This is a genomic window from Coprococcus ammoniilyticus, from assembly GCF_025567345.1.
Classification (GTDB): domain Bacteria; phylum Bacillota; class Clostridia; order Lachnospirales; family Lachnospiraceae; genus Coprococcus; species Coprococcus ammoniilyticus.
On the sequence record NZ_JAOQJS010000001.1, the window covers coordinates 264,446 to 276,235 of the forward strand.

An 11,790-nucleotide genomic window follows, 5' to 3' on the forward strand; every position below is an offset into this window, starting at 1 on the left:
TATTACACATTGTGTAATCTTTATTTTGTGCTATAATGATAAAAATGCAAACAGGAGGTGGCACGGAATGGAGCAACTAACCGAATGTCAGATTGAGATAAAAAAACTCCGGGAATCTACCGGAATGAACCGCAAAGAGTTTTGTGAATGTTTTAATATCCCATACAGAACCGTTACGGAATGGGAAAGAGGAACGCGCAATGCACCAGACTATGTTCTCCGCCTTTTAGCTTATTATATCCGCATGGAAAACATTGCAAAAGAAAAAGGGGATGTAAAAAATTAGAATTCATATGACAGATAAAAAGAAAAACATTCAGGAAACTGCAATCCTGATGCTCGCCACTACCGTTCTTCTGCTATTCTTTTGTGGTGTCTTTTATAAAGATGCCCAGCAGGTTATAAAGATAAAAGCCAATGGTGCCAAAATCGCAGCTACCGTAGAAGATTGCAACTCAGAATATGTCCTTAGATCTTCCCCGGATTATGATAATCCGACTACATACGGCGAGACCATATACCATATCAAAATAAACTATACATACAATGACAAAAAATATGAAAAAAAGTTCACCAGCGATTCCTCATACTACATATACAGCAAAATGAATATTATTGTAGATAAGGATAATCCAAATAACTGGTGCTTTCCAAAAGGTGACGCGGATTTTACATTTTATGTATTTTTTTGGATATTAATAGGTGAATTAATATTACATTCCATTATCCTTATTGTTGAATTTATTAAGTACGAAAAAGAATTATCAAATAGAAAAGAGGAAAAATCATGAATGTATTAATGATAAACGGAAGTCCAAGAATCAATGGAAATACCACCATTGCATTAGAAGAAATGCGAAAAGCATTTGACGAAGAAGGAGTAAACACTGAGATCATACAGGTCGGAAATAAAGACGTGCGTGGATGTATCGCCTGCGGGCGATGCGCCGAGCTTGGCAAATGTGTCTTTGACGATATTGTAAATGAACTGGCTTCTAAATTTGAAAAAGCTGATGGTCTTGTAATTGCCAGTCCTGTCTATTTTGCATCTGCAAATGCAACCCTGATCGCTGTTCTTGACCGATTGTTTTACAGCACACATTTTGACAAAACTATGAAGGTTGGTGCCAGCGTTGTCTGTGCAAGACGCGGTGGCTGTTCTGCAACCTTTGATGAGCTCAACAAATATTTTACAATAACAAATATGCCGATCGCATCCAGTCAATATTGGAACTCTATTCATGGCCGTGCGCAGGGAGAAGCCAGCCGAGATGAAGAAGGAAAACAGACTATGCGTGTCCTTGCACGGAATATGGCATTTCTTATGAAAAGCATTGCTCTCGGAAAAGAACAATTCGGACTTCCAAAGACTGAGGAACATGCATGGACACATTTCATTCGATAAAATAATAGCATACCAGAAGGAGAACTGATAAACTATGTTATACATTATGAGACATGGAAAAACAGACTGGAACAATGCACGGCGATTGCAGGGAAGAACCGATATTCCGCTAAATGAAGAAGGACGGCAGATGGCGGAGCATGCCAGAACAGAATATGCCGATATCCATTTTGATATCTGCTACTGCTCTCCCCTTATCCGAGCAAAGGAAACAGCCGAGATCGTATTAAAAGGGCGGAACATTCCGATCATAACGGACGACCGGTTAAAAGAAATGAGTTTTGGCAACTATGAAGGAACCGCAAACTGCATAACTACTCCCGGCTGTCCAATAAAAGATCTCTTTCTTGATCCGGCAAACTATAAAGTTCCAAAGGATGGTGGAGAAAGCTTTGAACAGCTATTTGCGAGAACAGGAGAATTCCTGAAAGAGGTTGTAAAACCACAATTAGACGAAGGAAAAGATGTCCTGATTGTCGGACATGGAGCTATGAATTCCAGTATCATCTGTCAGGTCAAAGGGATCCCGCTGTCAGAATTCTGGAGCGCAGGAATCGAGAACTGCAAACTGAAACGCATACTATAAATATCATTTATAAATCCAAACAAAAGCAACACATTTCATTCAATAGCAAATGAGGAGATATTTGAAAATGAAGACCTACAACTTCTATGGTTGGGAACAGGCAACCGTTCCTGCCATAACAAACAAGTATAAAGGAATCCATACACCACAGGATCTGTATGACAGATTATCTGATATCTGGTGCGCTGATACTTGCGCACCAAGACTGCGTGATGGCTGGACACCGGAGAATAAAACTTTGGGGCAGTGTTCTATCACAGCATTTCTGGTTCAGGACATCTTTGGCGGCAAGGTGTATGGCATCCTGCGTCCCGGCGGAAACTATCATTGCTATAACGATGTCAACGGTCATATATTTGACCTGACCAGTGAACAGTTTGGTGATGAGACTCTTTCTTATAAGAACAATCCTGAGCAGTTCCGTGAAGTACATTTTGCAAAAGAAGAAAAACGTTTAAGATATGAATATCTGAAACAACAACTGGCATGCTTAAACCAGCAATCCACTTGCTGATTTTCGTAAGATCAGGTATGCTGAAAAATAAATATGACATCTGAGAAAGGAACCCATACTATGATAGGATTAATCGTCGCACGTTCAAAAAATAATGTAATTGGAAAAAATGGACAGATCCCATGGCGGATCAAAGGAGAACAGAAACAGTTTAAAGAACTGACAACAGGGAATACTGTGGTTATGGGACGTAAGTCATATGAAGAGATCGGACATCCTCTCCCGAACCGAATGAATATCGTTGTATCAAATACTGCCAATTACTCCGGTGAAAACCTGCTTACCGTTCATTCCTTACAGGAAGCTCTTGATGCTGTAAAAGAGGGAAATGTCTATATCTCCGGTGGATATGGGCTGTTCAAAGAGGCACTTCCACTGGTTGATACGATGTATATCACAGAAGTTGATACTGTCGTTGAAGACGGAGATGTCTTCTTCCCTGAATTCAATGCAGATGAATTCGATATTACAACCGGCGAATCCGGTGGTGACGACATTACATTTACCCGCACAACCTACACCCGCAAGAAACTGTAAACAAGGACAACTCACATGAATACACAGACAACGAATGAAAATCCTCTCGGCACTCAACCCGTAAAAAAATTATTAATGCAATTTGCCATTCCAAGTATAGTAGCCATGCTGGTTAGCTCTCTTTATAACATTGTTGACCAGTTTTTCATTGGGCGAAATGTCGGCGAACTTGGTAATGCTGCGACCAATATTTCATTTCCACTTTCCATATCCTGTATCGCGATCGCTCTGCTGTTCGGCATCGGCGGCGCATCTGCTTTTAATCTGGCTATGGGAAAAGGAGAAAAGGAAAAAGCAGTTTATTATATCGGCAATTCCGCTGTCATGCTCTTTGGCTGTGGTGTAATTTTAACCACGATCACCCTGCTGTTCTTAGAGCCTCTGCTCCACTTCTTTGGATCTCCCGACAATGTACTTTCCTATGCAAAAACTTACACAGGCATTGTTGCAATCGGATTTCCTTTTCTGATCCTCACAACCGGAAGCGGTCATCTGATCCGGGCTGATGGGAGACCGAAGATCAGCATGATCTGTAACCTCACCGGAGCCGTGATCAATACGATCTTAGATGCACTGTTTGTATCCGTTCTCCAGATGGGTATGGCAGGTGCAGCCATCGCAACCGTTATCGGTCAGGTAATCTCCGCCGGTCTTGTCATCTGGTTTTTATCCCACTGCAAGACTGTAACGATAAGAAAAGAACATCTCCGCATCAGCAGATCGATCATAGCGAGAGTCTCATCCCTTGGTACTGCTCCTTGCAGCAACCAGCTTGCCATGATGATCGTACAGATCATTATGAACAAATCTCTCAAATACTATGGCTCCCTTTCTATCTATGGCGAAGCAATCCCTATCGCCTGTGCCGGAATCATCACAAAAGTAAACCAGGTATTCCTATCCCTGATCATCGGTATATCACAAGGCTTACAGCCAATCACCAGCTATAACTATGGCGCAGAAAAATACAAACGGGTAAAGTCTGCCTATCTGTTCGCCTCTACCTGTGGATTTGTGATCGCGCTCATTGCATTTCTGTTGTTCCAGTTTGTGCCAAGGCAGATCATATCCATTTTCGGAAATGGCTCCGAAAGCTACTTCCAGTTTTCGATCAGCTATTTTCGTATTTTTCTGTTCTTTACGTTTATAAACTTTATGCAGCCGATCACTTCGAACTTCTTTACATCGATCGGCAAACCGAAAAAAGGAACATTCCTGTCATTAACCAGACAGATCCTGTTCCTTCTCCCATTATTAATTATTCTGCCGCTATTTATGGGCATTGATGGCATTATGTATTCCGGCCCTATCGCCGATGGACTTGCCGGAGTGGTCGCCATTTTCATGGTCTGGAATGAATTTCGCACCAGACCTTTCCGCTAAAGAGGTTGTTGTTGTTCAACCTCTACTTTTTGCCATGATATTTTGGCTCTGCTGGTATGGACATATACAAAGACCGTTCCGTTTTCTGCTCGGATTTGCACGCTTATTGCCAGCAGTCGCCCAAACTCACCCTTACGGGTTCAGACATGGGCTTGGTGCTGACAGCTAGTGCAAACCTCACAACGAAAACTTCACTGATGTCTTATGTATATATCCATACCAGCAGAGCCAAAATATCACAACTATAAATAACACAAGAATCATCAACAACCTCTTTTTTACTCACACATCGGGAAACGGACAATAAAACGGGTGCCGATCTCCGGACGGGATACAACCTGAATCGTGCCGGAGTGAGCATCGACGATCCATTTGGCTATGGAAAGTCCCAGGCCGGAACCGCCGGTCTCGCCGTTTCTCGCTTCGTCCGATCGGTAGAATCGTTCAAAGATATGAACGACATCTGACGATTCCATTCCGATGCCCTCATCCTGGATCATATAACTGACATAACCGGATTCCAGCATAACTCCTAATGTAATATCCGCACCATCCGAAGAATACTTTGCCGCATTCTGTACAAAGATCCGGATGGACTGTTTGATCATGGCTATATCACCTGTCATATATGCAGGATCTGTTCCACGGAACAGATAGCGGTGCTTCTCATCGATCATCTGGGATTCCTCCCAGACCTCACTGACCATCTGATTCAGATCCAGTTTCACTTTATTCAGAGTATTTCTTCCGCTGTCACCCCGCGCAAGGAACAGAAGCTGTTCTACCAGCTCCTTCATGTGCTGAGACTCATTCTTAAGGGCTTCGATGGATTCTGTCAGAACCTTTTCATCCTCTTTTCCCCATCGATCCAGCATATTCACGTATCCCTGGATCACAGCAATAGGTGTCCGAAGCTCATGTGATGCATCCGATACAAACCGTACCTGCCGCCTTTCGTTTTCCTTCATATTCCGAAGCAGGTTATTCAACGCGATCTCAATACTTTTCAATTCCTTGTCTCCGGTATGGACTCCCTGTTCGGCATCATCCGGAGAAATATGTGATATTGCCTGTTCCAGATGATCCATCTGATTCTGGTCAAACGTCTTTGCAGACTTCTTATCGGAACGTTTCTTCTGATCCTCCATACCATTTTGCTCAAATGACATCTTACTGATCTGTTCTGCCTTTACCGCCAGATCATTTAACGGCTTCAGCTTTCTTCTGACAACAGAAGTCCGGAATAACGCAAAAAACAACACAAATCCTTCTGCCGATAACAGTATGATTCCCGGTACAGCTACCAGATCCCTTACATCCCGGAAATCATATGCATATGATTTCCGGTCATTTCCATCGATCACATATTCCAGTGTATGCTTTTCTTGATTGACATTAAAATAATAATGCTCACCTGTTACCTGATCCGGAAGCTTTGTGGTACACCAGTACATCCAGGTTCCCATAATAAGAAAGGCAATGATAATATTGATTCCTATTACATTGCCTACTTCCTTCAGCCAGAAGCTGATATTTATTTTTCTGGCGATCGAGGTCATCCTCTTATTTTCATTCATCCGTGATACCTCTTCTTATACATTCTTTCAATCTTGCTCTTGTTTCTGCATCTACCCTTATCATCAGACTGTATACTCTATCCCGTTACACCTTCCTATGATTCCCTGATCACATAGCCTACGCCTCGTACCGTTGTGATCAGCTTGATACCGAACCGGTCATCGATCTTCGTACGCAGATACCGGATATATACATCTATGATATTTGTCTCACCGACATACTCATACCCACAGACAATATTCATCAGCTTTTCCCGATCCATGACGATATTCTTATTCTCCATCAGCGTATGCAGCAGTTCAAATTCCCGATTGGTAAGCTCCACCGGTTCTCCCGCCACCATAACCTCGTGCCGGTCAGTATCCAGGCTGACTCCATGGATCTCTAGCTTATGTGTCTCCTGCCGGTCTGTGCTTTTCCGCTTCAGCGCTACACGGATACGAGCCAGAAGTTCTTCGATCGCAAATGGCTTTGTAATGTAATCATCCGCTCCCGCATCCAGCCCGGACACCTTGTCCATTACCGCATCCCTTGCAGTAAGCAGCAGGATCGGTACAGTATTTCCTTCTTTACGAATACGGCGAAGAACCTCCAGACCATTTAGCCTTGGAAGCATAACATCCAGCACGATCAGGTCAGCATGTTCTGATAATGCCAGATCCAGACCTGTCCGCCCGTCAAATGCCTTTATTACTTCATAGCCTTCATGAACCAATTCCAGCTCTACAAATCTGGCAATCTTTTCTTCATCCTCTACAATCAAAATCTTCCGGCTCATCTCTACTCCTTGTTGTGACGATTTATTTTAAGGGAGTATCTTGAGTACCTATGTCCATATTCTGACATACTATTATTCCGCAAGACGCTCTCGCTCTGTTGCTCATGTAGCGGTTCTAACCGCTCCACTCCGTGGATCGCTAAGTACCGACATTCGCAAAGGCTTGCTGCATAATAGTATATCAGAACATGGACAATGTATTTTCGTTTCATGTCCCTTAAAATAAATCTGTGTATTGTAAATTAATCTCTCACATTAGTTCTTGTTAATGTCTGTCTTAATAGTTTCTACCGTATCCGCAACCTTGTCGCAGGCACTGTTCAAGTCTACATTGATATTGTCGATTCCTGCGAAATGGTATCTGCATTCACAGAATAAACCGACCACTAATAATGGAATCGTAATCCAGAATGCGAAGACGATCGCAAGTATCAATACCAGAACAGGTACATTCACCATAGTGCTGCCGCGTCTTTCTATGATGAACTTGGAATCCACGCTTTTCTTTAAAAGTTTTCCACACCAGGAAAAAAACTGATCCATCATCTGACCAAAGGTCTTTTTATTGCAGTCTCTGGTATATTCCTGCTGTGCCTGTTCAAATTCTGTTGATGTCTGCTGTGCCTGTTCCGTCGTGTAACTGGTAACCTCCGGTGCTTTTACCTTACCGTTCTTTTCCAGATAAATGATCGCATCCAACACATCATAATTCGTTGCTTCCAAAGCTGCCTTGGCTTCTTCATAGCTGACACCTGTTTTTTCTCTTAACTTCTCTACTTTTTCTAAATTATCCATATCTTTTTCCTTCTTTCTCTATTCTCTCCTCAGCTGATGGTATTACTATACCAGCCACGAATTAATCTAAAATAGGAGAAAGATTAAAATCAGATTAATAAACTAACCTTCTATTTCAATGCAGCTTTCTCGATCGAATAGCTCCCGATCAACTCATCATCTTCATCATAAACAGTAAATTCACCAGTCAGCGTTGTCATTGCTTTCACGTCGGACACGTCACAGAATAAGGTTGCATATGTATGCCCCATTGCATCTGCCACATAAGAAATTTCCTCTTCTTTTCCATTTACAAGAACTGTGTCAAATGTTGCCTGTATCTTTTTATCCGTTTTATTGTAAACCTCAAATGCCAGTACCTGTTCTGCGTCATCGCCATCACTGTCATTCTCAATTCCAATATAAGATACTGTAACCTTGTCATTATCAAGAATCGTTACAGCTCCCTCTTTTACGGTATATTCCTTTGTATCATCTTTTTCATTTGAAAGGGCAACGTCATCGATCTCATATGTACCGATCGTATAACCTTCCATGTCATCCACACATACAATACCAGTCAAAGCAGCCGGCGCTGCATCACAATCCACCAGACAAATCTGATCCTCACTTGTCTGTGCTTCCACATCCAGTCCAAACATTGGCTGAAGCGTCTCTCCATCAACCACTACATCACTGAAATACACATTTACCATCTGATCATCCGATTTATTTGTAATCGTAAACATCATTCCATGAACTTCCGGATCATATCCATTATATACCAGTGCAATCTGATCATTATCCAGCACTTCTACTGCAACCGTTCCATCCTCTGCCGTTGTTATCTCTTCGGAGGTCTGCTGCTTTTTATCTCCGCATCCGGATACAAGCCCTGCCAGAATACACAAACCTGCCGCCAGAATACAATGTCCTCTTTTCATAATCATTTATCCTCCACATTTCTTTCAAAACCAGAACCCATCCGCTTTATCTTTAACCAATGCGCCCTATTATAAAACAAAACCGCACCCCGTATATCCCAGGCAGTCACCATAACCCGGTACAAACACAGGTTCTGGTTCGTTGCTTACACACAATAAGGATATACAGTGTGCAGTTTCATTATTTTTTATTCTTCCGTCTTCTGTTCGTCTAAAACTGTAATGTCAATACCAAGCTCTTTGAGCTGAGCCTCATCCACATAGTCCGGAGCATTTGTCATCAGGCAGGATGCATCCTTTACCTTAGGAAATGCGATCACATCACGGATAGAATCCTGTTTTGCCATAAGCATGACCAGACGATCCAGTCCATAAGCCAGTCCTGCGTGAGGTGGTACTCCATATTTGAATGCGTCTAACAGGAAACCAAATCTTTCATACGCCTGTTCCCTTGTAAATCCAAGGCATTCAAACATCTTCTCCTGAATATCATCCTGATGGATTCTGACAGATCCACCACCAATCTCGTTACCATTTAATACGATATCATAGGCCTTTGCACGAACCTTACCCGGATCTGTATCAATGATCGCCAGATCCTCTTCCATCGGCATAGTAAATGGATGGTGCATAGCTGTGAAACGGTTCTGTTCATCTGACCACTCAAGAAGTGGAAATTCTGTGATCCATACGAATTCAAATACATTCTTGTCAAGCAGTCCCATCTGGTCTGCAAGGTGGCAGCGGAGTGCTCCAAGTGTATCCCATACAACCTTGTTCTTATCTGCTGCAAATAACAGCAAGTCTCCCGGTTCACCGGAAAGTGCTGCTACGATATTGTTCATCTCATCTTCAGTCATAAACTTTGCAAAAGATGACTTGTAAGTGCCATCTTCATTAATGGCAATATATGCAAGACCTTTTGCTCCGTATGTCTTTGCAAATTCAACCAGAGCATCAATCTTCTTACGAGGCATTGCTCCCTGTCCCTTTGCATTGATACCACGGACAGATCCGCCATTTTCAAGTGCACCTGTAAATACGCCGAATCCACAGCCCTTAACAACTTCGCTGATATCCTTTAATTCCATACCAAAACGAAGATCAGGCTTATCAGAACCGAAACGGTTCATTGCTTCGATCCATGTCATACGGCGGATTGGAAGTTTTACATCTACATCCAGAATCTCCTTGAATAATTTTGCAAGAAGTCTTTCATTTACATCAATAACGTCATCCACATCTACGAAGGATAACTCCATATCCATCTGTGTGAACTCCGGCTGTCTGTCTGCACGAAGATCCTCATCACGGAAACATCTTGCGATCTGGAAATAACGGTCATAACCGGAGCACATCAGAAGCTGCTTGTAGATCTGTGGAGACTGTGGTAATGCATAGAATGTACCCGGATGGATACGGCTTGGTACGAGATAATCTCTTGCGCCCTCCGGTGTTGACTTACATAACATAGGTGTCTCAATCTCAAGGAAACCTTCATTTGCCATGAACTGTCTGGCAATAGTCATAACCTTGCTCTTCATAACCAGGTTTCTCTGAAGATCCGGTCTTCTCAGATCCAGATATCTGTATTTCAAACGTAATTCTTCTTTTGTCTTGCTGTTCTCTTCGATCGGGAATGGAGGTGTCTCGGCCTCTGATAAGATACGAAGGGAAGTTGCCACAACTTCAATATCTCCGGTTGTCAGATTCTCATTTACTGCACCGGCACGCTTGCAGACGGTACCTTCGATCGCTGCTACAAACTCACTCTTAAGCTTTGTTGCTTTCTCAAAGCACTCGTTTCCGCATTTGGATTCCTCAAATATGATCTGAAGAATACCGCTTCTGTCTCTGAGATCGACAAATATGATTCCACCTTTATTTCTGCTCTTCTGAACCCAGCCCATTACGGTTACTTTCTGTCCTTCAAGAGCGTTTGAAACCTCTGCACATCTGTGGGAACGCTTCAATCCCTGCATTGATTCTGCCATTTTTCTATATCCTCCTATGGTTCTTATCTTTCTTCTAATACACTTGCAAGCTGATCCAGCGCAATCTCGGTCTGCTCGCCCGTTTCCATATTCTTGATACGACCGGTATTGGTCTCTAATTCATTATCACCAATAATGATCGTGTATCTCGCATTTAATTTATTTGCATATTTCATCTGCGCCTTTACGCTTCGATTCATGTAATCTGTCTCTACGATATAACCGGCCAGACGAAGATCATATACCAGCTTGTACGCTTTTGCCTTTGCGGAATCACCCATGATGCCGACATATAAATCAATCGGTTTTTCCGGCGCGAGATTGATATTTTCTTTCTCAAGGAAATACAGGATTCTTTCAATTCCCATACCGAATCCAACAGATGGCTGTGCCTCTTTTCCATCAATCTCATATACCAGATTGTCATATCTTCCCCCACCGCATAAGGTGAAGCCCTCTTTATTTACGAATTCAAATACTGTCTTTGTATAGTAATCCAGGCCACGAACGATTCCGGTGTCAACCTCAAATGGAATCTCAAGCTCTGTCAGAAGTCTCTGAAGCTCCTTGAAATGAGCATCGCATTCCTCACACAGATAATCAATTGTTCTTGGAGCATCCTTTACGATCGCCTTACAACCCGGCTCTTTACAGTCAATTACACGAAGCGGATTTTTAACCATACGCTCTTTACAGGTATTGCAGAGTCCTTCTTCATGACCTTTCAGATAAGAAATCAGTGCATCATTGTACACTTTCTTACATTTTGGACATCCGATACTGTTAATATGAAGCTTTGCATCTGACAGACCAATCTGTTTGATGAGAGTTGATACCAGTGTCATAACCTCTACTTCTGCCATTGGATTTGGAGATCCGACAAACTCAACACCAAATTGATGATGCTGACGAAGTCGTCCGCTTTCCGGCTTCTCATAACGAAATGCCGGTGTAATATAGAACATCTTGACCGGCTGTGGTTCTGCATATAATTTATTCTCAACATAAGCACGGATCGCACCTGCTGTACCTTCCGGCTTCAATGTGATACTTCTTCCACCCTTATCAACAAAGGTGTACATTTCCTTCTGTACTACATCGGTTGTCTCTCCAACACCACGCTGGAACAGCACCGTATGTTCAAATACAGGTGTGATTACTTCCTTTATATTGAATTTCTCACACAGATTTCTCGCCATTGCTTCTACCTGTGTACGTGTTCTCATCTTGTCACCGAACCAGTCACTGGTTCCTCTTGGTGCCTGGGTTATCATATTCCATCCTCCATCTATTGTTC

At 42.6% G+C, this 11,790-nt stretch carries 13 protein-coding genes; 7 read left to right on the plus strand and 6 right to left on the minus strand.

Annotated elements, in window-relative coordinates:
• Positions 1-67: 67 nt before the first annotated feature.
• The 7 genes from OCV60_RS01080 (at position 68) to OCV60_RS01110 (ending at position 4,425) form a co-directional block, all read left to right on the plus strand.
• Positions 68-286 carry a helix-turn-helix domain-containing protein gene (locus OCV60_RS01080; RefSeq protein ID WP_118482885.1) on the plus strand — a complete coding sequence of 73 codons (219 nt, stop codon included), beginning with the start codon at positions 68-70 and terminating at the stop codon, positions 284-286.
• A gap of 7 nt (positions 287-293) precedes the next feature.
• Complete coding sequence (locus OCV60_RS01085; RefSeq protein ID WP_118675202.1) at positions 294-791, plus strand: hypothetical protein; 498 nt, start codon at positions 294-296, stop codon at positions 789-791.
• The gene (locus OCV60_RS01090) at positions 788-1,405 is read left to right on the plus strand and encodes a flavodoxin family protein (protein WP_262529059.1); all 618 of its coding nucleotides are present in this window, start codon (positions 788-790) and stop codon (positions 1,403-1,405) included. Before OCV60_RS01085 ends, OCV60_RS01090 begins: the two co-directional genes overlap by 4 nt.
• 34 nt (positions 1,406-1,439) lie before the next feature.
• Positions 1,440-1,991: a histidine phosphatase family protein gene (locus OCV60_RS01095; RefSeq protein WP_262529060.1), complete on the plus strand. Its 552-nt coding sequence runs from the start codon at positions 1,440-1,442 to the stop codon at positions 1,989-1,991.
• 67 nt (positions 1,992-2,058) lie between these two features.
• Positions 2,059-2,505 carry a YunG family protein gene (locus OCV60_RS01100; RefSeq protein ID WP_243104438.1) on the plus strand — a complete coding sequence of 149 codons (447 nt, stop codon included), beginning with the start codon at positions 2,059-2,061 and terminating at the stop codon, positions 2,503-2,505.
• Between the two features lie 60 nt (positions 2,506-2,565).
• On the plus strand, positions 2,566-3,042 hold the full coding sequence (locus tag OCV60_RS01105) for a dihydrofolate reductase (protein ID WP_262529061.1): 477 nt from the start codon (positions 2,566-2,568) through the stop codon (positions 3,040-3,042).
• A 15-nt stretch (positions 3,043-3,057) separates the two neighbouring features.
• On the plus strand, positions 3,058-4,425 hold the full coding sequence (locus OCV60_RS01110; RefSeq protein ID WP_262529062.1) for an MATE family efflux transporter: 1,368 nt from the start codon (positions 3,058-3,060) through the stop codon (positions 4,423-4,425).
• A 278-nt stretch (positions 4,426-4,703) separates the two neighbouring features.
• Here the strand turns inward: OCV60_RS01110 and OCV60_RS01115 are convergent, their stop codons facing one another.
• From OCV60_RS01115 to hisS, 6 genes are all read right to left on the minus strand, one after another.
• Complete coding sequence (locus OCV60_RS01115) at positions 4,704-6,002, minus strand: sensor histidine kinase (protein WP_117784614.1); 1,299 nt, start codon at positions 6,000-6,002, stop codon at positions 4,704-4,706.
• A gap of 95 nt (positions 6,003-6,097) precedes the next feature.
• Positions 6,098-6,781 (minus strand): response regulator transcription factor, encoded by a 684-nt coding sequence (locus tag OCV60_RS01120; protein WP_021944338.1) that lies wholly within the window; start codon positions 6,779-6,781, stop codon positions 6,098-6,100.
• A 255-nt stretch (positions 6,782-7,036) separates the two neighbouring features.
• Complete coding sequence (locus OCV60_RS01125; protein ID WP_173789091.1) at positions 7,037-7,576, minus strand: DUF4342 domain-containing protein; 540 nt, start codon at positions 7,574-7,576, stop codon at positions 7,037-7,039.
• A 110-nt stretch (positions 7,577-7,686) separates the two neighbouring features.
• Positions 7,687-8,499 (minus strand): hypothetical protein, encoded by an 813-nt coding sequence (locus tag OCV60_RS01130; protein ID WP_021944336.1) that lies wholly within the window; start codon positions 8,497-8,499, stop codon positions 7,687-7,689.
• Between the two features lie 188 nt (positions 8,500-8,687).
• Positions 8,688-10,493, minus strand: a complete 1,806-nt coding sequence (gene aspS, locus OCV60_RS01135) for an aspartate--tRNA ligase (RefSeq protein WP_262529064.1) — start codon at positions 10,491-10,493, stop codon at positions 8,688-8,690.
• A gap of 23 nt (positions 10,494-10,516) precedes the next feature.
• Positions 10,517-11,767, minus strand: coding sequence for a histidine--tRNA ligase (gene hisS, locus OCV60_RS01140; RefSeq protein WP_021944334.1), 1,251 nt, complete (start codon positions 11,765-11,767; stop codon positions 10,517-10,519).
• Positions 11,768-11,790 lie beyond the last annotated feature (23 nt).